Source organism: Glutamicibacter sp. AOP12-B1-11, assembly GCF_052379245.1.
Taxonomy (GTDB): Bacteria; Actinomycetota; Actinomycetes; order Actinomycetales; family Micrococcaceae; genus Glutamicibacter.
In genome coordinates, this window is sequence record NZ_JBQSYL010000045.1 from 1 (window position 1) to 20,614 (window position 20,614).

Here is a 20,614-nt window from a genome sequence, read left to right on the forward strand (position 1 = left end):
AGGACGCTCATGTCTGAAGTTATCAAGTCTGAAACTGTCATTGAGCTCAAACGAATCACCAAATCGTTTGCAACCAAGAATTTTGAGCGACTGGTTGTACTGGACGATATGTCTCTAGACATCAAACGTGGTGAAGTTTTATGCGTTATAGGCCCTTCTGGTTCCGGTAAGAGCACCATGCTTCGCTGCATCAACCGCCTAGAAACACTTGATTCGGGAGAAATTCGGGTGTTAGGCGAGTATGTCGGCTATAAAGAAGTCAACGGCTCGATGGAGCTGCTCAGTGAGAAAGCCACGGCCCGGCAACGCCAAAGACTGGGGATGGTGTTCCAGCAGTTCAATCTATTTCCGCATTTGACCGTCTTGCAGAACATCATCGAAGCACCAACAGTGGTTAACCGCGTATCACGGAAAGACGCGACGAAAGTTGCTCTTGAACTACTTGAAAAAGTAGGTCTCTCTAGTAAAGCTGACGCTTACCCAGGGGAGCTATCAGGTGGACAACAACAACGAGTTGCTATTGCCCGCGCACTCGCCATGAACCCCGAGGTTATGTTGTTCGATGAACCAACTTCGGCTCTCGATCCAGAGTTAGTCGGTGAAGTACTTCGAGTTATGACGGACCTGGCGCAAGCCGGCATGACAATGATTGTGGTTACCCACGAAATGCAGTTCGCCCGGGAAGTAGCAGATCGAGTAGTAATCATGGATAAGGCCAAGATCATCGAAGACGGCACCCCCGAAGAAGTCTTTGAGAACCCGAAAAACCCCAGAACACGCGAGTTCCTCGCCCGGGTCTCCGGAATAAATGAAAAATCGTGACAGTAATTATCTGACCTCACCCACACATCGTTGAAACCTTAACGCAAGGATCCACAAGGGCTATGCGTTAAAAATCACTGGAGTATTTAAATGGACGGAAAAATCGCAGTCATCGGGTTGGGAACCATCGGAAGCATGATTCTTTGGCGCACTTCGCTGCGGACTGAAGGAGTCGTCGGGTTCGAACAGTTTCATCCGGCGTCGGATAACACGGCAGTAGGTGGCGATACCAGAATGTTCCGTATGGCCTATCGGGAAGGCGCTGAATACAGTGCTCTTCTCGCCGAATCCGAAAAATTATGGAAAGAATTAAGTAGCATCAGTGGGCAGACCGTTCTAGACCAAAACAATGGGGCAATAACAATAGGAACCGACCACGGTGACTATGTTGAGCAGTTCACCAAAAGTGCCTCACAGACCGAAATTCCTTTTGATCGACTGGCCCATGATCGGCTGGAACAGACCTATCCGCAGCACCGTCTACTGCCATCAGACATTGGATTTTTCGATCCGCGCGGTGGACTGCTCAGGACAGATTTGGCAGTACTTAGCGCTATTGAACAGGCTAAGATCAACGGCGCAACTGTGCATTCCTCCGCTCAGATTGAGCGGATCATCCCTCATGAGACGTATGTTGAAATCGAAGTTGATGGTAAACGGCTGTCATTTGAAAAGGTAGTCATTGCCGCAGGAGCTTGGTCCCAAAATTTGATACCCGAACGCTATTCCAAGTGGTTGAAGTCAGGCCGTATCCTTTTGACCTGGTATGCAAGCAGGAACCCGAAGGAATTCTCAGCAGATACTTTCCCCGCTTTCATGCGAGATTCAGAGGGACTGCATATGTGGGGTGCTCCCGCCATCGATGGCAGTACCGTGAAGTTGGGAGGCATCGTTCCCCCACAAGAAATCCTGCGAATTTCAGAGATGGATCGGGACCTATCACCTGAAGAAATCGATAGGTGCAATAAAGCTGTAGAAGAGTTCCTACCGGGATTATTTCCCACATGTGTAAGGTCAAAAGCCTATCCCGATCTTTATTCGATGGACAATAATCCGCTCATCGGGTGGCTCGATGAAATGCCTGGGGTTTATCTGGCTACAGGGTTTTCCGGCAAGGGTTTCAAAATGGCTGCGGGGGTTGGCGAGGCCGTTGCCAAGGAACTTTCGCTCGACGAGCAAAACCCAGACATCGCATTTGCAAACCCGGAGAGATTCCACGAACGAGAATCTTCTAGTCGCGATTGGGAACGGCTAAGCAGAGCATCAGGCGCTTAATTGCTACTAAATCGGCTATGAAACGGCGTACAGAACTCCAAAATGCATACGGGGGCAGTCTTAAAGGTGCACTGATCATGATTCAGGAGACATTCTTTTTGACGGTGTCTTCTTGAACAGGTCATTTGCCCCGTTGGAGGTTCCGTTTAGGAACGATTACGTATAGATTTCTCGTCTATTTTCCGATACCTGGGTCCGAAATACCATCTGAGAACTTCAATACCAACCTAGATGGGGCGATGGACCAGGTGAACAACCACATAATAATTTCCATCACCGCACAACACCAGATCGTGAGCAGTATCCATGGATAAAGTTTTATCAGACTCGTTCAGCATCCTGCCGTCAGGAACGATCCATGATCTGCTGCGAACTGATATGACCACGCGAGCAGCTTACGTTTCAGATGCGTCGATTTATCGCCGTGTCCCTGCTGCTGTCCTTGAAGTGCGAAATGTGGAAGACATCCGGCAAGCCGTTGTTCTGGCCAACGAAAAGGGCTGGCCAATCACCATGCGCGGTGGTGGCACATCGGTAGCCGGTAATAGCATCGGTGAAGGGTTAGTGATCGATACTTCTCGGTATTTTAATCAGATTTTGTCGATTGACCCTGAATCTCGCACAGCACGAGTCCAACCAGGTGTTATTTGCGACCAGCTGCGTGATGCGGCAGAAGAATTTGGGTTAACCTACGGCCCAGACCCCTCGACTCATAGCCGTTGCACCGTTGGAGGAATGGTTGCCAATAATGCCTGCGGTTCACATTCATTGGTTTGGGGAACGGCCGCGGAAAATGTTGAGTCGGTTACTCTGATGCTGGCTGATGGGCGAGAAGTTGTCTTCGGGGCCAGCGGCACTGACGACCCGTCTATCAATGCTTCGCTGTTGGCGCTTCGTGACAAATATTTGAAGACGCTGCGGACCGAATTAGGACAGTTTCCTAGACAAGTCTCAGGATACGGACTGCATTATTTGCTCCCGGAGAACGGTTTTGACGTCGCCAAGACTTTAGCGGGCAGCGAAGGGACGTGTGGCATCATCACTGAGATCACAGTGAAGCTGGTTGAACGTCCTCGAGCTACCGCGCTAGCCGTGCTGGCATTCGACACGGTCTTCGATGCTGCCGAAGCTGCTGCTCTTGTCCGGGGCACCGGCATGACAACAGCTGAAGGCATGGGTTATGACCTGCTTGAAGCGTTGCGTTCGAGGCCAGGCCAAGAATCCGCGGGTTCCGAGCTGCCCGGGATTAATCGTCTTGATGGTAAAGACGATGCCGGTGGGTGGCTTTTTTGCGAAGCGATCGGGAATACGACGGAGCATGCGCAACTGAACGCCGAGAAATTCGTGGCAACGGTGAGCGCAGCTACGCAGTCGATCGTGGTCACAAAAAATGAACAGATCAAGGCGTTGTGGGGAATTAGAGAAGCCGCTGCTGGCATAGTCACTAGGTTGCCCGACGGAGGTGAAGCTTGGCCTTCTTGGGAAGACTCGGCAGTACCTCCTAAACATTTAGCAGACTATCTGCGCGATCTTTACGCTTTGATGGATCGGCATGGTCTACGCGGCATCCCGTTCGGACACTTTGGTGAGGGATGCGTACACATTCGGTTGTCCTTCACACTTAGCAGTGAAGTTGGGCTTTTCGCATTCCGTTCTTTTATGGAGGAAGCAGCCGACATCATTGCGCGTTACGGCGGTTCTGTATCTGGAGAACATGGCGATGGCCGGGCTCGATCTGAGCTTTTGTCACGTATATATAGTGCCGAGGCACTGGAATCGTTCCGCGTCTTCAAGAACATTCTTGACCCGGGAGGAATCTTCAACCCCGGGATTCTGGTAGATCCAGAAAGCGTAGACGACCGAGTCCGCCCGGGACCAGGCCAACGAAATTTTGAACTGCTTCCCCTACATGTACTGAGCCGCGATGGAGGCTCATTGGTAAATGCGGTCAACCGCTGCGTCGGAGTGGGGGCATGCCGGTCCGAGGAAGGAGCCATGTGCCCCTCATTTCAAGCCACCGGGAATGAAGTCGACTCGACACGAGGGCGCGCTCGGGTGCTCTCGGAAATGTTCCGCGGTGAGTCTTTACCACAGGCGTATCGGTCCACTGAGGTAAAGGATGCTCTGGATCTTTGCCTTTCCTGCAAAGCGTGTGCTTCCGAGTGCCCGGTCAATGTAGACATGGCTACCTATAAATCCGAGTTTCTGTATAGGTTCTACCAAAAGCGGCTACGCCCCATGGCCCACTACACTATGGGATGGCTACCGGCGCTCACCCAGATCCTGCATCTGATCCCCGGTGCGGCTCGGGCTACTAACAGACTGATGGGGTTCAAAACGGTTGAAACCCTGGTGAAGAAGCTCGGTGGGATCGAACCCACCAGAACTATGATCTCTTTTTCCCCCGAATCTCTCCAAACCTGGTTCAAAAAGCGCAACAGTACCGCCACGCCAGACGATAAAACCGTAGTCCTATGGCCCGACTCCTTCAATAACCACCTGGACACCTCACCTGGCAAGGCCGCTGTCGAAGTGCTCGAAGCTCTTGGATACACGGTAATTATTCCTGATGGATTCGTGTGTTGTGGGTTGACGTGGCACTCCACTGGACAGCTAGACGTCGCTCGAAAGGTTATCCGGCACACCCTGAAAGTCATGGAACCGCTGCTAAATTCTGGCTATGAGGTTATCGGGTTAGAACCCTCATGCACCGTGATGCTGGGGAGCGAAATCACAGAGCTAGTTCCGGATGACCCACGTGCCATGAGGCTCTCAGCAGCCGTGGTACCTTTCGGAGATTTGATCGCCCGTCACCTGTCAGCGGATGGGAAGCCCGATAAGGATTGGCCCTTTGGCATACTGAACACCGGTGCGGTGTCCCAAGTTCATTGTCATGAACGTTCGATGGGCGAGCATTCTGGGACAGCGAAAGTACTGGAAGCCTTGGGTATCGACGAACGTGAAATTGAAACCGGATGTTGTGGGCTAGCCGGGAACTGGGGATTCGAACCAGGCCACGCCGAGCTCTCTCGGTCTCTTGGAGAGCGCGAGCTTTTTCCTGCTATCCGTAAGCGAGCCGATGAAGATCTCGTACTCTCCGATGGTTTCTCCTGCCGCACACAGATATCCGAGGGGACCGATGCCAAAGGTATGCATTTAGCCCAGGTGCTCGCTGCTGCACTCTTAGACCCTTTATCCCGATAAATAAAGCCCCTGGAATTAGGTTCCGTCAACAGTGACCTGAATCTACCTTATCCTGAGATTAGCCAGTGGCTTAGTTTTGCAATTACATTTACCCTGCGTAGTTGGCTGAATGCCCAGAGCTAGAGAAGAGCTAGGATACTTGTTCTCCGGCGCAATTTTGAAACACACCATAGCCTTTACGACTCTTCGTTTTTAGCGTGGTGACCCCGAAAAATAAGTGAGAGTCTCGCATTCCCTTCAGCGAAAATGGGTGTCAACCAAAACACTTCATACGCCAAGAAACTATGAGCAGTGTTCAAGGAAACCGGCCGAATCGACGCTATGTCGATTCTTTTGAACCTCACCGACTACCGAGCCATCACAGTCAGCCAAGAACCTGACGGACGCCAAGTCCTTGTTGAACCCATTGAAAGTGAAGCCGCCGGCCCATCCTGCGGAATACTCACCAGCCGCATCAAAACCAGACCAATGCACCGGATCAAAGATCTACCCATCGGCGGCACCGACCTGCAAGTGAACGTCCGCAAGCGTCAATTAGCCTGTCAGGAAGCAGCGTACCCACGCCGTCCCTTCGTGCAAACCACCGAGCAGCTACCTTTCCGATCACACCTCACCACCCGCCTGTCTCAGAAGCTCGTGGACGAGATGAGCTGCAAACTACGAGCCGTGTCTCAGGTCGCGTCCGCATACTAGGTTTCATCGCCCACGGTCATGGCCAGACTGAACATGGTCGGCGTGCTCGTTGCCAATGTGGACCGCATTTTCATCCAACGACTAGGATTTTCAGATGGGCATTGTCAGATAAACGACGTTCCCACTTGACGGCCGGTTGCCTACTTATTAAAATGTGCTTTCGTTGATTATCTGAGATAAGTAGGAAGAATGTTATGGCCACAGATTACGATGAAGTACGTCCCGATGTAGCGGAAGCTTCGGAGAAAACGCTTAAAGACGTTCAAAAAATGGATGCACCCAGTGCGAAGAGCGTCCACTCTGAACTCGACGAAGCAGATGCCTCTGAGGGGTTGGAGCTTCCCGGCGCAATTGTTGACGAAGAGCTCTCTGTTGATGTGGTCCCACAGGCTGAGGACGAATTTGTCTGCATCGAATGCTTTACTATCCGGCATCAAAGCCAGGCCGAGGAACAAACCAAGACGGGTATTATCTGTCGCGATTGTGTGCTTGAATACGCCTAAACATTCGATGTAGCTACACACTCCCTACTCGGATGAAATCAGATTCTTGAATACACCAGGGCCAGAATACTTTCATCACCATGTGGTTCGTCTCGTGATGTCGGGTACCGATCTTGACAGCTGGTTTGGCTGTCGTCTTCCTACGCTAGGTCGTTCGATCTTTTCTTAGCTGTTGATTGCCATGTACATCGGAGGTTCACTCAACGACATGTGGAAGAAGCTCCGCACAATGTGTCTATCTTTGATAACAGAACGGATTTCGTATCCGAATTGTGTCTTGTCCCCTGCTGAATTTGAACAATTCTCATGTGAGAACGCGATAAGTTAGGCAAATGGGGAACGTTCACTTGTACCTGTCGCGCTTATCTCATGTAGCGGCTCGAATGAGCCGCGGGTGAAGCTCGGGCGGTCTGAAGTTCAATCGTGGCTGGATGCAGTGGCGCCAGGCATTGGCTTCGTGCGCCTTGCTCAACTTTCAGGTCTTCCCCGATTACGCCTTACCCAGCAAGTCGGCCGTGGCAGCGTGGCCCCTTCAACCATTACTGCCATCGCACGCGGCCTTGACCTGGATCCTTTGGACGAGCTAACCCGGTTCCAGGAATTCGCAAGCATCACCACCTCCACGCCCGCCCCAAACGAAATAGCAGCGTTCATTCCCACGGCAGGCCTTTTGCAGGGAACAGTTCATCGTTTGAACTCAGAGACAGTCAACGAGACTGAACTCGGCGAGGAATCTTACGATCATTTGGCGTTGCATTGGTTTGATTGCGCCGACGATGGAAATCTTCGAGCCCATATCCAACAAACGCTCGGTGTAGCCCAGCCGACCTTGTGGAAGATGCTGCGCAGCCGGTTACGAGAAGATGTGGCTCTCGAAATCGCCCAATATGCCAGTTTCCCTTTGGTTTCAGCTCTGGTGGTTTCGGGTGTTCTGACCGGCAAAGAGGCAGGTTGGGACACGGATTGCCGTTCTGACTGGGTTAACAATGTTCCACTTGGACAGCTTTTAGCTGTCACGGAGAAACGCCTTCATGAAGTGGGAAAACAGGTACGCAATTTGGAGACATTTGAAAATCATCTAGGCTAAAAGCCTATGGTTTTTTCTTCCTGGGCAGCAATAACTTTGGCAAGCACGTTCACGCTAGTGCTTGCTTTGAGGCTTCCCCGGCTAATTCAAGGCACAGGCAACCTCTGGTTATGGCTTACCCATCTAGGAATGAGTATCGGCCTCTGGCTCGCAGTAGAACCTATCTACCTCTTCATTGATCGCCTTCTCGGCTCAATCAATCTGGCGAATCTCATCTCGCATTTTTGCATCAATTTCGTGTTCCTCGCCGCCGGGGTCCAGATCGCCCACAGCATCGGCCGGTGCGATATTGCAACCAAGATCCGCCGGTTCTCAGCTGTCGGACTGCCTCTATGCGTGGCACTGATGACCGTGTTGTTCTTCGCGGCAGACCTCTCGTATTCCAGCATGGGGCTCGATGATTTCAGGGATACAGACACAGCTGTCGTGCTTTACAAGCTGTCCATGTACGTCTATCCGTCTGTGGTGTCTGCAATGCTGGTGAACCCTTTGCTGAAGGCCAACACTGGTTCGGTGTATCGGGTACCGTTTTATTCGAAGAAGCTGATGGCATTTGGCTTCGCCTTCGGCAAGATCTCACCTATGGGGCATCTGGTGGAGCTGTCGAACCGCCAGCTGGATTGGCTGACGGATCTGATCGTCTATCCCGCGATGGTGTGTGTTCTGGCCGGTGTCACGCTGGGATGGATCTCTGCTTTGCTGACGCACCGCCGCGAACTCCAGCCATCCCCACGCTTACACCACCAGAAAGTCTCCTAGACTCACCAGAGCACCGGTCAGCGTTCCGGCCAGGACTTGGGTGGGAGTGTGGTGCCCGGCGCGGATTCTTGCCCATCCCACCAGTGCGATGACGGCGACCGCGATCTGCGCTCCTGCCGGCAGATCCAACAGACAATGCAAAACCGCGAACGTTGTCAGCGCTGCGTGGATCGAAAGCTTCCAGACCAGGTTGACGACGCCCACGATCAGCAGCCCGGCGAGCATGAATAGCACTTCCACGATAATCTGACTCGGTGCTGCGATGGCCAGCAGCACGCCGATGCCTCCAAGAATGGAAATCAGAGTCACCAGCAGGATCGGCCAGCGTTGATGACGCTCGGTCACGTGCACGTCGGTGACCCGGCCGCGCAGCCGCATCCAGATCAAAGCCGCCCAGGGCACCAGGCCTGCAAAGAAGGTGGCCAGCAAGGTTGGCGGCCATGCAAGGCCAGGGTACCGCAGTGGCGTGCTGAGCAGGACGAGGGTGACGACCGCTGGTGGTGAGGCGAGATGGCTGATGAGCTTGGCGTATTTTTCCACCGTTCGAGCCTAGCAACACGAGTAGTGGATTTTTCAGCCTGGGATGCTTACGCCTTGTTCTTTGAGGAATTCCACCGGGCTGGTGTCTGCTTTGCCCACCCAGACTTCGAAGTGCAGGTGGTAGCCGGTGGAGTTGCCGTTGGTACCGACTTTGGCGATCTGCTCCCCTGCTTTGACCTCGTCCCCCACCTGGGCTAGTACCCCGTCTTCATACATGTGCACATAGAGCGTGCTAACTCGCTGGCCATCAATGGTTCCGTGATCCACCTGAACTTGGCAGGGAGAACGGCCCACAACGAGGTCTGAGCAGCTGGCCCGGATGACCTGGCCATCGGCGGCAGCATAAATGGGGGTGTCTTTCGGTGAGCTGAAATCCTCTCCAGCGTGGGGCCACAGGCCGCGGTTTTCTCCGTAGTTGTACTGGATTTTTGAGATGGTCTCCACGGGGAACATCCACCCGGAATTGCTCTTCGGGCCATCGTAAGAATCCCCTGATTCCGGCTTTCTGGTGTCTCCCCCGTCCTTGCACTGGGAATAAGATTCCTCGTCATCGCTGACTTCGACCTGGGCGCCGTGCAGCGCGGCGTAGAGCAGTTCCGCATCGGAGCGTTGGTCTGCATAGTTATCTGGCAGTCCTGAGACTTGGACCTTTTCCGCGGCCAGCTCGTAAGGCAAGGATTTCCAGCCGGGAACTTTTTTCAGCCTGTCGAAGAAGGCGCTGGCTGCGTAGGAGGGGTCCATGATCTGCTCGACGGTCCCCCAGCCAGCGCTGGGCCGCTGCTGCATGAGGCTCAGCGCATCCCAGGCGTGCCCCACTCCCTGGTGTGGAAGATCCAGGGATTCGAGGACGACTTTGCGCGCTTGCCCCCATTCGGCTTCGGTCATGACCTGCGTTCCTTGCGGATACTGCCAGGTCCCGTCATTGGCCAGTATTTTCAACGAGCTTTCCTGGATAGCGGTCATCAGTCCAATGATCGCCCCGTGCTGCTGGACGCCTGCTGACTTGGCTTCGTTGATGATGATCGCTGCGTTGGTCAGCTGCTGCTTGTTGTAGGATCCGACCTCGGTGGTGGGCAGGTTTTTGACGTTGATTTCTTTGGGCACCGCGCTGTTAGGTGAGCAGTCGGTTTCGGTGTCGGGCTCGCTGCGCGGGCTGTCCCCCAGCAGGAGGATCCCGCCAAAGACGATCCCGAACAGCAGCACACTGATCAGGCCCAGGACAGTGAAGATTCCCCGGCGTTTGGTGCGTTTCATCAGCTGTTGCTCGTGATTTTCTCGACCATCCACTGCCCGTCAGCGCGGCTGAGCAAGAATTCTAGGGTGGAGGCGTTGGTCTGCACTTTCACGGTGGCGATGGCCGGCGAAACGCCTTGGACAGGTTCGTGCACCTTGATGACTTCGGTGGAGGCGATGTTGAGGTTTGAGGTCTGCTGGAACCTGGTCCGTGCACTCTGAGACAGATACGGCGCCAAGGCTTTGAACCATGCGGATTGGTCAAGGTCCGGGCGGGCGTAGGCTTTGGCGGCCTTGGTTGCGGTGTGTTTCGCTTCAGCCGAAACCTGCGGGTTCCATTCATCGATCTGCACTTGCTCCGGGGAGGCTTCAATCTCATGCATGGGGCCGTGATCCGCGTGCGGATCACTGGTTTCTTGGTCCGGCGCGGGGGTGCAGGCGCTCAGTGAGACCGTCAGGAGCACGGCGGTGGACAGGATGATTCGGCGTGTCATCAAAACCCTTCAAAGTCTTATTTTGGAATGAAACTGACTATATCAAGACTAATTGATACTATGGGTTCATCCAAGGAAAGGGGACGCAGATGGGCACCGAATGGCCAGGCGACGAACGCAGAAAAGCGAAGACCGATGTTTTGACCGTACCGAACGCTTCCGACAAACCAGAAGCTTCGTTACAGATCCTCAACAACCCAGAACCAGTAGAACCCACCGCACCAGAACCGACGCGCGCAGCGCCTCTGCTCACCGGAACACCACTGGTCACAGGAACACTGAGCAGCGCGATCACCGGATCAGACGCGCTGGAAACACCCTTGCCTGCCGAAGAAGGCTGGCAGCGCACAATCCGCACATGGACCGGCGGCCTCATTTCCCCTAAACCAGGACCCCAAGAACTCGCCCGACGCGCCACCTTGGCTTCCATCCGCCGCGTCTACCCGCGCCCGGTTACCGTCACTGTCGCCCAGCCGGCCGGCGGGTCGGGGAAAACCTCGATCAGCGTGGCGCTGGCCTCCACCCTCGGCAACACCGCCGACCATGCGGTCTTAGCGATGGACAACAACGAAACCATGGGCACCCTCGGGGTGCGCACCCGTTCCAACGGATCAAACCTGACCATCATCGACCTGCTCGATGCCCTTGAAGAGCTCAAAAATGAGCACACCCGCAGCGGCGATGTCCAGTACTTCACCCGCCCCCAGGGCGATAACCGTTTCGCAGTCCTCGCCTCGGATGAAGATCCTGACCGGATGCAGATGCTCACCCGCGAAACCCTCAACGAACTGCTCGAAGTAGTCCAGCGTTTCTGGAACGTCATCGTCCTGGACACCGGCAACAACACGCGCGCCGAGAACTGGCTGGCCGGCATTGAAAGATCCGACCAGCTGGTCTTCCCCGTGGAAATGAACGATAAATCCGTCGTCTCAGTGCTCCGCACCATCGAACAGCTCCAAGCCATGTCCCATCTCTCTGGCAATGACCACTATGCCGCGCTGTGCCGCCACGCGGTCCTCGTCATCTCCCCCGGTTCCCATCGCCGCGCGGTGGCCCCGGAACGGCGCAAAGAACTGCGCACCATGCTCGAGCAAGCCCTGGGCGAGGAAGCTACTTTCCTTCCTGTCCCCTACGAACCAGCCCTGGACACCAACGGGCTGATCGACTGGCAGCTGGCCACAGATGAGTCCGTGAGAGCTTTTGAAAAAGTTGCTGCCGCAGTCAGCGAAGGCATGCACCAGGCAGCCGTCCGAGCAGAATCCGCTAAACGAAACAAGAAAGAAAACTAACCATGGAAGCATTCACCCCCACCTTGCAAGTAACAGCAGAAGTCAAGAACCCTTTCGACGGCGTCTCCCCCGACATTGCACCGCTTGGCTCAGGGTTCGACAATGCTCTGACCGTGATCCTCGGTGTCATCTGGGGACTCGTGCTGATCTATGTATCGGTGAAACTTCTGACCAGCTTCGTGAAATTCTCCGGAGCCAGAAAACAAGGCCATTACGAGGAGATGGGCGAACACACTGACGAGCTCAAACGCCGCGGCGTGGCAGTCATCGCGGTAGCTGCCTTTGGCGTCCTCATCGGTGCGGTGCTCAAAGTGGCGGGGATGCTCTAATGACAAGCCGCCGGAGCCTGATCATCGCAGCCGTAGTCGTCACAGCCATTGTGCTGGTTGCTGTCGCCAGCTACTTCATCTCATCGACCACGAAGCACAACACTTCGGCGGCCACACCCACTACGCCTACTGAACCCACCCGGATCAGCGACAACGGGTTCCCTGTATCCCAGTTCCGCGCCAACGAAGGCGGAACCAAGACCGCACAAGATGGCCAAACCCGCATCGGATACACCGCCTCCTGCGACGACGCAGTCCGCGCAGCGATCAACTACATCCCAGCCGAGTCCTACGGCACCGGTGACTGGAAACAGCGTGAAGCAACCCTGAACACCATCATTGCCGACAACGAGGATGGCGCAGAGTATATTGACGCGCTGCGTTCATTAGCCAAAGACGGAGATACCTCCGAGAAAATGCTTTTTGACCCGGCCATTTTCAAAGTCGTCAGCTGCGAAGCGGGGAAAACGGCGTCCGTCGCAGTAGTGCAACGGATCGAAAACAGTTCGTTCACCATTGATGGGAGAACTGTTCCCGCTGCGGTGGAGGTCCGTGTCGTCGAACAGCTCTTGGTGTGGGAAAAGGACGACTGGAAACTTGATTTCAGCGGCGAAAACGCCACCTACCGACCCGAAACCCAGCTTCTTTACACGCAAGGCAAGAAAGAACCTTCCTCCGCGCGCGAAATTCTTGGTGATCTGTTCACCGATTCAGACGGCAACCCACTGAGCCGGGATGGCTGGATGGAGCTGGCCCAGTGACAAAGCTTCTCAGCGTCATTTCCTCTCTGGCGGTGATCGCATTCCTCTCCACATTTCTCTTAGTCGCCTCCCCATCGCCGGTCCACGCCGATGAGGACACCACAAAAGTGGAAGAAGCGCTCACCCAGGACCAGGTGAAACGCTTCGAAAAGATGCCTGAGAAGGAGAAGACCCAGCTTCTTGATGAGGTTCTTAGAGGGATTGCCAAGGAGAAATGCGGCGAGTTCGAGTACTACATGAAGATGGAAAGCATCTTCGCTTTCCAGAAAAGGAACTGTGAAGAGCAGACGCGTGATGCCCTGCACCTCATGTATCCCACGGCCCAAACCCTCATCTTGGGTGAAGGCGAAAAGATGGATTTCTGCGACGCTCTCAAGGAAACCAAAGCCAGTGGCGACGGATTCCAGCACTGCCTTGGAAAGAGAATCAACGCCCATTTCAAGGCATGGACCGGCCAGAAGATCCGTGGATTCCTTGAACAAAGCGAACTCGGCCGCTCATTGCTCAACGTCACCGACGCCATCGACAACACCATTAAGTTCGTAGCAGATCCCAAATCGAACCTGGACGAACTGGCCAACAGCAGCAAGTCAGAATCCATCGCGATGACCTCCAAAGTGCTCGAGGAAATCTCCTCGACCACCGAATTCGACGCGTCTGCCCAAGAATTCAAAGACCGCTGGGCACTCTACGCCGGGCTGGGAGTCGTTGGCCTCGGCTTGATGATCATGTTCCTCTTCAAACAACACAGCAACGGGGAGATGAGCGACGACGATTTCAGCAAATCCCTGCTCTACTACCTGCCAGCAGCGTTGTTCATGGTCATCTACGGACCCTGGGTCATGAACGAACTGCAGCAACGCGTCGCCCCGCTCACCGATGGAACCAGTGACTGGGCGGCAGAATCAATCAGCAACTTCATCACGGTCATCTCCCGGTTCGCCTCCCTGGAATCCACCAGCTGGTTCGGCCCGTTAGCTGCCATCCTGTTCTTCGGACTGCTGTTCGTCGGAGCACTGGCCCTGCTGGTGTATTTCCTGCTGATCCCGATCTTCCAGCAGCTCATGGGACTGGCCATTGCGCTGCTCATCGGCATGCTGCTTTCGCCCAAGACACGTCGCTACGTCATGAAAATCGCCACGACCATCGGCACCATGAGCCTGCTGAAAACCTTCGCCTTCCTCGTGCTGGGCGCGGTCTTCGGCATCCTCGCCTCGCAGCCAGCCTTCAAGGACGGGGTCGATGACGTGCTGGTGAACGTCGGCAACCTGGGGGCAACAGCCGCGATCATGCTGATGATCGTCCTATCCCCCGCAGCGATCTTCCGGTGGATGCCAGTGCTCGAAAGCCGCGAAGCGAAATTCGGCGGGATCTCACCGGAAATTTCTGCCGGTGTCGGCGGCGCCGTAGGCGGTGCAATCGGCAGTGGCGCCGGGTCGGTGCGCCGCGCGATCTCCAACCGGCGAGGCGCCGCCACAAGCCGCAGCGCACAAAATTCAGGCGATTCAGGCGGTTCAAGTGGACAAGACGGTTCTGCCGGACCTAGCGGTCCTTCCTCTGGCGGTTCCCCACACGGTGGCAGCAACACTGCTGCCCAGAGTCCGGGCACCGGTTCACCGCAGAAAACCCATGGCGCACACGAACGCTCCAGCCAAAACCAGGCCGATGCACCCACATCAGCTGCGGCGAACACCCCGCAGCAAGGCCAGAACCCTGTACCTCCAGCATCCCCGAATCATAACGGCGAGCAAGCTGGCCCAGCTCCCTCAGCCCGGGCCGGCGGCACTGACCCAGCACGGCAAGGTCCCACCGACCAGAACAGCTCTGCGCCTGCCTCGAGCGGGCCAAATGTACCTTCCTCCTCTTCTGGGCAGGGCCGGAAGAACCCGCCGTCCGGCCGGGCGAAAAAAGTGGCCTCTGTGGCGTCAACAGCAGCCTTCAGCCCCCTGACCGCCGGCGCGGTCGGCCTGCTGGCCGGAACCAAATACGCCGCGACCAACGCTGCAGCTCAAGCACGAATGGCCGCAAACGACGCAGACCCAGACTCGTGGGACTCCTTCAAGGATCGGTGATCACTCATGGCACGTCAGGTAGCCCTCGGCGGCGAGTTCAAAAAACGCGGACTGCTCTCAGGCCGCTCCACCCCCGAACAGGTCGTCCTCTGGACCGGCCTGGGGATCGCCGCGTGCGTGGTTTTGATGGGCATGGACCAGTTCTTCTTCCTCTTCGCCGGCCTCGTCATCGCTGTGCTCAGCGTGGTGATCACCGTTCCCATGAACATCCATGGGGGACGCAGCTACGCCGCGCTGAAAACCGAGACCGCCTACCGGGCATACCGCAAGCACGCCGGGCTGGGTGTCTATGACCCCGTCCATGAACAGACTGCGTTGGCCAGCGTTCAGGAATACCGGGCAGCGAAGAAGAACAAGAAGAAAGCGGTCCGGCCCCGCGGGTTCGCAGTGCGCCGCGCCGAACGCCGCAAAGAGCACGTTCAGCCGGCCCCGTTGATGGTGGGACGGTTGAGCGTGAAAGAAGTTGATTTCAACGCCCGCGAACGCCTCGCCGTCTTCCGCCACGCCAATTCAGATCCGGCCTTCTATACCGTGATCTTCGAGGTCCGCGGCAGCGCCGGCGGAGTGGTGGAAGAAGACGTGGAAGACATCCCCCATGTGGGTTTTGGACGTGTGTTGGCCCGGGCGGCGCGGCGCACCAGTGCGGTGTCCCATATCCAGAGTTTCACCCGCTCCATCCCCCTGGACATCACCGACCACGTGTCCTGGCTCGCCGACTATGTGGACCCCAACGCCCACGGAAACCTGGTGCGCTCCTACCAGGAGTTGTGCTTGCAGGTCGAAGACCGGGCCGAGCAGCACCGCAGCTACTGGGTGCTGCGGTTCGATAACCGCACCGCCTTGCAGCGGGCCGCCAACGCCCAGCAGCCAGGGCCTATGGCTGTGCACGCGGCAATCGTCCAAGAAGCCCAAGCGCTCATGGCGCAAGCCGTCGCGCATAAAGCCATCCGCGGGTACAGGGCTGTGGATTCGCAGATGGCCGCCGGGATCCTCGCCCACCTGCAAGACCCCTACACGTACGCCATCGATGACACCGACGTGGGATTAGAGGCGGTCTGGCAGAAACTCGACCAGGAACAGACCTCCAAGGCGGTCGTGGTCAACAACCACGCCTACACCCGTGTGGCCTACATCCCCAGGGATGGGTTCATGGCCGGATCCGCCCTGCCAGTCCAAGCCATGCGCCAGCTCGTCTCGGGGATTGTCCCGGCAGTTATCCACTCGGTGTCCTGGGTGAACGAAGTCGTTGATGCCAAAGAAGCGCGCGCCCAAGCCATGTCGGACCGCACCAGCGACAAAGCCAAACGCCACTCGGACGCGTCCAAAGGCAAGATTTCGGATGGCACCGAACAGGTCATGTCCAACTCCTCCGATCAGCGCGCAGTGGACCTGACGCCCGGCAGCGGTCACCACGGCGTGAAATGGGGAGCCTACGTCAGCTTCACCGTGGATTCAGAAGAAAAACTTTTGCAGGTCTCCACCCAGATTGAATCCGTCGCCACCGATTGCGGCATCGACCGGCTGTACTGGCTCGATAACCGCCACGACATGGCCCTCATGGCCGTGCTGCCTATGGGAAGAGGAATCCGCACATGATCAGCATCTTCACTAGAGCACCTAAGAAAACCATCAAAACCGCCGTAAAGAAGATACATCTGCCTACCGAATCTGTCTCGGCGCCACGGGCAGAGCAGCGCCCGGACATCACCTGGGATGCCGGACGCCAAACACGCAAAGGCTCACGCTACGGACTCTATGACCCAGCCCCGGAAGGCGCAATCTCCACCACCCGGCAGGCTGAAGTCAGCAACCTCGCCGTCCCTTGGTCCCCCACCTCTTATAAAGGGCTGTTGTTCGGCATTGATCTGGAATCAGGGTGGGGCGTCATGCACGACCCAATCTTCGCCTACCCCCACACCGTGAACAACGCCAACGTCGTCGTCATCGGCGACATCGGCTCCGCCAAAAGCTCCGCCGGGAAAACATGGGGATGCCTGCGCCCCATGATCATCGGACGCAACGTCATCGTCATCGACAAGAAACCCAGCGACTCCAACCCGGAAGAAGGCGAATACGCCGAACTATGCCGGTACCAGGGCGGGGAACCTGTCACGTTCAAGATCGGCGGCGGAGGATCCTGCATCAACATTTTTGACCCTTCCATTTCCGCTGAAACCGAAGAAGACAGCACCACCGGCGAAACCCCGCCCAGCCAGTCCATGCTGCTGCGTGCGGTTGCCGAAGAAGTCCTGGGCCGGCCGATCAGCCCCCGCGAAGGCAAAGCCCTGCGCACAGCACACCGCCGCGCCCTGAAAGACGCCGCCATACAGGGCGCTACCCCCACGATCCGGCTGGTCATCAACCGGATGATCGACCCGGCCGAAGAAGACTCCACCCACTTGGAAATCGACAAAGCCACCTTGCGCGAATGGGGGTACGATGTCGCCTTCGAGCTTGAACGCTTCGTTGAAGAAGACCTGGCGGGAATGATCGACAACGAAACCACACCTGATGTGAAACTCAAAGATGGGCTCACCGTCTTCGACGTCTCCCAGCTGCCGGAAAACGGCCCCGCCCTGGCGATTGTGATGACGGTGATCAACACGTGGATGACCAACCGCCTGTTCAAAGCCAAGAACCGCCGCCAGACCCACTTCGTCGTCGAGGAAGCCTGGCACCTGGTCCAGACCTCGGTCGCCAAGGTGATCCGCCGCAACCAGAAAGTCTCCCGCGCTATTGGCTTGTCTAATTGGTTCTTCTTCCACCACGTCTCCGACATCCCCGCCGGCACCGACGCGGAAGCGATCATCAAAGAATGCGACACCGTGCTGGTCTACCAGCAGAAAAAAGCACCGGACGCGAGGGCAGCAGTGGACATGTTCGACCTTCCAGCCTCCAGCTACCCCACGATCCTGAACCTGGCCACCGGCACCTGCCTGATGAAGATCGGCAACGAAGCCCCATTCGAGGTGAAGCATCTGCGCAGCGACGTGGAAACAATCCTCACCGACACCGACAAAGCGTTGGTAGCGCGGACGACGAGTGAAAAGGAGCAGGACCATGGCCTCCCCACAGCGTGAAAGTAGCTTCACCACGTTCCTGATCATCGCGGTGCTTGCCGGGATCGTGCTGGCAGCGTTGAACTGGGGCGAGAAAATCACCCCGACAGGCTCACACGTGTCGTGGAATCCGTTGGATCTGCTCGAGGCAGGCCTGGACGGGGATCTTTCCTGGCCGGCCGCTTCCTGGCTCATCCTCGGCGGCATCATTGTCCTGCTCATTGTGGGTTACGTGCTGGTCGCCGAACTGTGGATCAGCCCGCGCAAAAACACCACCACGTTCAATCCGCAAGGTGCGGCGATCACCTCGATGATGGGCTTCACCGCCGCCTGGCATAAAGCACGCCAGATCTATGGGCCGTCGGTCACCAGGAAAACCGCTGAAGCGTTCATCGCACTGGCTGTTTACACCATCGCGTCCAAAAAAGTGCCGCTGTATATCCAGCTCGAAGACAGCATGTGGGTCTATGCCCCGGCCCGCGGCGGCAAAACCTCCAGCATCGTGGTGCCCATGGTGCTGGGCGCACCCGGCCCGGTCCTGGCGACGTCGACCAAACCCGACGTGGTCGCCTGGACTGCCACCGCACGCCAAGCGCAAGGCGAAGTATTTGTCTGCGACTGGGAGGACATCACCGGGTGGCCCCACAAGGTGAAATGGACTCCGATCTATGGGTGCGAGGACGAAGATGAAGCGCTGGAACGCGGCAAAGCGTGGGCGAACGCAGCCCCCATGGAAGGCACTAAAAACGGTTCCTGGTTCAGCGCCAAAGCAGGCTCCGTCCTCGGGCGGCTGCTTCATGCCGCCGCGCTGGAAGACCGCACCATGGATGATCTGTTGCTGTGGATCTTCGACTCCCACAACCCAGAACCGATCACGATCCTGGAAGACAACCACAAATCCAGGGCCTTCATCCAGCCCCTGCGTGAGCGCACCGAATCGCGGGCCGGGGAAACCGAAGACTCCATCAAATCCACCCTGCTCTCCCTGGCCGAACCATTGGTCACCGAGAAGGTCCTCTCCCAGTTCCGATTCCGGCGTGCCGAGGCTTTCGACATCAACGATTTCCTTGAAGGGCAGAACACACTGCATATCGTGGTCGACGGCGAAAAATCTCCCTTAGGTACGCTGAGCACGATGTTCGCCGATCAGGTGTACCGGGCCGCACGGCGCAAATCCAGTACTTTTGCTTCTGGCCGGCTCTGGCCGGTCTTCCGCATGGTGCTCGATGAAGCACCCAACGTGGCGGCGTTCAGCAACATGGCCGAACTGATCACCGATACCGGAGGCCGCGGCATCCAAGTAATCGGCATCAGCCAGTCCTTCATCCAGAACGAAGCACGCTGGGGCAAGGAAGAAGCCAAAGCCATCGAATCCAACGCCAGCCTGAAACTGATCTTCCCCGGCATCAACAGCGAAGATCTGAAAACCTACGCCAGCGACATGGGCGTCCGGGATAGGGCACGCATCAGCCATTCCTCCAGCAAAACCGGCGGCTCGAGGACCACCAGTACGGAGGAGAAAGCTGTCGTGCGCGCTGAAGAGCTCAAGCATCTGCGGTTCGGGCAGGCAACGGCCGTATACCGGAACCTGCCGCCGCACGTGGTGCACACCGAAATGGTGTGGCAACGCAAAGACCACAAGCACTTGAAAGACATGAAAGACCAAACACTGCGCACCTGCGGCAAAGTCTTCCTCGATGCAGATCAGATCGGAACTAAGGAGGTGGATCGTTGAGCGAGCAGAGTAACCGCGATGAGCTGATCGAGTTACTGGTCCCCATCGTTGAACCTTTGGTCGAACGTCAGGGCAAGGTTGAGGAAGGGCTGAAGGAACAAGAGTCAGTCCTTGTAGAGCTCGCTGGCCAGCTGGAAACGCTGCTGAAAAAGAGCAAAGAGTCAGAGCCGTCCCCATGGAACCTCTATCAAGGCAAACCCGAGAAAAACGCTGAGCTACTGGGTGAAATTAATGAGTGGCTGCCGTGGTTCAACACCACGTATGGGGCTGGGCAAAGCACCAACATGATCCCTTCCTGTTGGTTCCGCCACCCCAACGTCGTCGCCCACCTCATGGGGTTCTACCTGTCTTGGAAAGCCGCCAACTACGGTTCAACAAGCCCCAACAGTGATTTGGTGTATTGGAATCTGCGTTACCTGCCTGATGTCTTGGATATCGTCAACGCACCTGTCGATAAGGGCGGAATGGCTGGATGCAGGCGCGAACACCGCGCCGCTGACCGGATAGATCCGGTACCCGAGCAGGTGAACGATCAGTTCTCTCGATGGCTCGGGCAAGAGTATCAAAAGAAAGAAGAGTAACGAGCAATGAGCCTGAAAGGCCCCTGACGAGCGCGAAAAGCACAGATAAATTCGGCAGTTTCTCACTTGGTTAGTGAGTACTCGACGACTTCATTCGTAATTTGCATATAGCAGTATTAGGAACTCAATCCTTAGAATAAGCGTTGGACTAATCTCGAGTTCGCGTAAGAATGATTCT

The 20,614-nt window shown here is 56.3% G+C and carries 17 protein-coding genes and 1 pseudogene; 15 read left to right on the plus strand and 3 right to left on the minus strand.

Features of this window, described 5'->3' with window-relative positions:
- Positions 1-9 precede the first annotated feature (9 nt).
- The 7 genes and pseudogenes from ACT3UQ_RS18480 (at position 10) to ACT3UQ_RS18510 (ending at position 8,343) form a co-directional block, all read left to right on the plus strand.
- Positions 10-822, plus strand: a complete 813-nt coding sequence (locus ACT3UQ_RS18480; RefSeq protein ID WP_443439035.1) for an amino acid ABC transporter ATP-binding protein — start codon at positions 10-12, stop codon at positions 820-822.
- 90 nt (positions 823-912) lie between these two features.
- The gene (locus ACT3UQ_RS18485; RefSeq protein ID WP_443439037.1) at positions 913-2,097 is read left to right on the plus strand and encodes an FAD-dependent oxidoreductase; all 1,185 of its coding nucleotides are present in this window, start codon (positions 913-915) and stop codon (positions 2,095-2,097) included.
- Positions 2,098-2,403: 306 nt separating this feature from the next.
- Entirely contained in the window at positions 2,404-5,301 is a 2,898-nt protein-coding gene (locus ACT3UQ_RS18490; RefSeq protein ID WP_444621212.1) for an FAD-binding and (Fe-S)-binding domain-containing protein, read from the plus strand.
- A 291-nt stretch (positions 5,302-5,592) separates the two neighbouring features.
- Positions 5,593-6,090: pseudogene (locus tag ACT3UQ_RS18495) on the plus strand (ISL3 family transposase); the annotation flags it as partial.
- 98 nt (positions 6,091-6,188) lie between these two features.
- Positions 6,189-6,497 carry a DUF4193 family protein gene (locus ACT3UQ_RS18500; protein ID WP_444637673.1) on the plus strand — a complete coding sequence of 103 codons (309 nt, stop codon included), beginning with the start codon at positions 6,189-6,191 and terminating at the stop codon, positions 6,495-6,497.
- Between the two features lie 457 nt (positions 6,498-6,954).
- Positions 6,955-7,584, plus strand: a complete 630-nt coding sequence (locus tag ACT3UQ_RS18505; RefSeq protein ID WP_444637674.1) for a hypothetical protein — start codon at positions 6,955-6,957, stop codon at positions 7,582-7,584.
- A gap of 129 nt (positions 7,585-7,713) precedes the next feature.
- On the plus strand, positions 7,714-8,343 hold the full coding sequence (locus ACT3UQ_RS18510; RefSeq protein WP_096288966.1) for a hypothetical protein: 630 nt from the start codon (positions 7,714-7,716) through the stop codon (positions 8,341-8,343).
- Here ACT3UQ_RS18510 and ACT3UQ_RS18515 read toward each other — a convergent pair.
- From ACT3UQ_RS18515 to ACT3UQ_RS18525, 3 genes are read right to left on the minus strand one after another with little or no spacing between them, the layout of a single operon-like run.
- On the minus strand, positions 8,320-8,883 hold the full coding sequence (locus ACT3UQ_RS18515) for a phosphatase PAP2 family protein (RefSeq protein WP_096288968.1): 564 nt from the start codon (positions 8,881-8,883) through the stop codon (positions 8,320-8,322). The genes ACT3UQ_RS18510 and ACT3UQ_RS18515 overlap by 24 nt on opposite strands.
- Positions 8,884-8,916: 33 nt before the next feature.
- Positions 8,917-10,137, minus strand: a complete 1,221-nt coding sequence (locus tag ACT3UQ_RS18520; protein WP_096288970.1) for a M23 family metallopeptidase — start codon at positions 10,135-10,137, stop codon at positions 8,917-8,919.
- Entirely contained in the window at positions 10,137-10,610 is a 474-nt protein-coding gene (locus tag ACT3UQ_RS18525; protein ID WP_444637676.1) for a hypothetical protein, read from the minus strand. Before ACT3UQ_RS18525 ends, ACT3UQ_RS18520 begins: the two co-directional genes overlap by 1 nt.
- Positions 10,611-10,699: 89 nt before the next feature.
- Here ACT3UQ_RS18525 and ACT3UQ_RS18530 point away from each other — a divergent pair, with 89 nt between their 5' ends.
- From ACT3UQ_RS18530 to ACT3UQ_RS18565, 8 genes are read left to right on the plus strand one after another with little or no spacing between them, the layout of a single operon-like run.
- Complete coding sequence (locus tag ACT3UQ_RS18530) at positions 10,700-11,899, plus strand: MinD/ParA family ATP-binding protein (protein ID WP_444637677.1); 1,200 nt, start codon at positions 10,700-10,702, stop codon at positions 11,897-11,899.
- Positions 11,900-11,901: 2 nt separating this feature from the next.
- Positions 11,902-12,228, plus strand: a complete 327-nt coding sequence (locus ACT3UQ_RS18535; protein WP_444637678.1) for a hypothetical protein — start codon at positions 11,902-11,904, stop codon at positions 12,226-12,228.
- Positions 12,228-12,989, plus strand: coding sequence for a hypothetical protein (locus tag ACT3UQ_RS18540; RefSeq protein WP_444637679.1), 762 nt, complete (start codon positions 12,228-12,230; stop codon positions 12,987-12,989). The genes ACT3UQ_RS18535 and ACT3UQ_RS18540 overlap by 1 nt, the downstream gene beginning before the upstream one ends.
- Positions 12,986-15,061, plus strand: coding sequence for a hypothetical protein (locus ACT3UQ_RS18545; protein WP_444637680.1), 2,076 nt, complete (start codon positions 12,986-12,988; stop codon positions 15,059-15,061). Before ACT3UQ_RS18540 ends, ACT3UQ_RS18545 begins: the two co-directional genes overlap by 4 nt.
- Positions 15,062-15,067: 6 nt before the next feature.
- On the plus strand, positions 15,068-16,657 hold the full coding sequence (locus ACT3UQ_RS18550; protein ID WP_444621147.1) for a hypothetical protein: 1,590 nt from the start codon (positions 15,068-15,070) through the stop codon (positions 16,655-16,657).
- The gene (locus ACT3UQ_RS18555) at positions 16,654-18,141 is read left to right on the plus strand and encodes an ATP/GTP-binding protein (RefSeq protein WP_444637681.1); all 1,488 of its coding nucleotides are present in this window, start codon (positions 16,654-16,656) and stop codon (positions 18,139-18,141) included. The genes ACT3UQ_RS18550 and ACT3UQ_RS18555 overlap by 4 nt, the downstream gene beginning before the upstream one ends.
- Complete coding sequence (locus ACT3UQ_RS18560) at positions 18,122-19,855, plus strand: type IV secretory system conjugative DNA transfer family protein (protein ID WP_444637682.1); 1,734 nt, start codon at positions 18,122-18,124, stop codon at positions 19,853-19,855. The genes ACT3UQ_RS18555 and ACT3UQ_RS18560 overlap by 20 nt, the downstream gene beginning before the upstream one ends.
- Complete coding sequence (locus ACT3UQ_RS18565) at positions 19,852-20,436, plus strand: DUF4913 domain-containing protein (protein WP_444637683.1); 585 nt, start codon at positions 19,852-19,854, stop codon at positions 20,434-20,436. Before ACT3UQ_RS18560 ends, ACT3UQ_RS18565 begins: the two co-directional genes overlap by 4 nt.
- Positions 20,437-20,614: the final 178 nt, after the last annotated feature.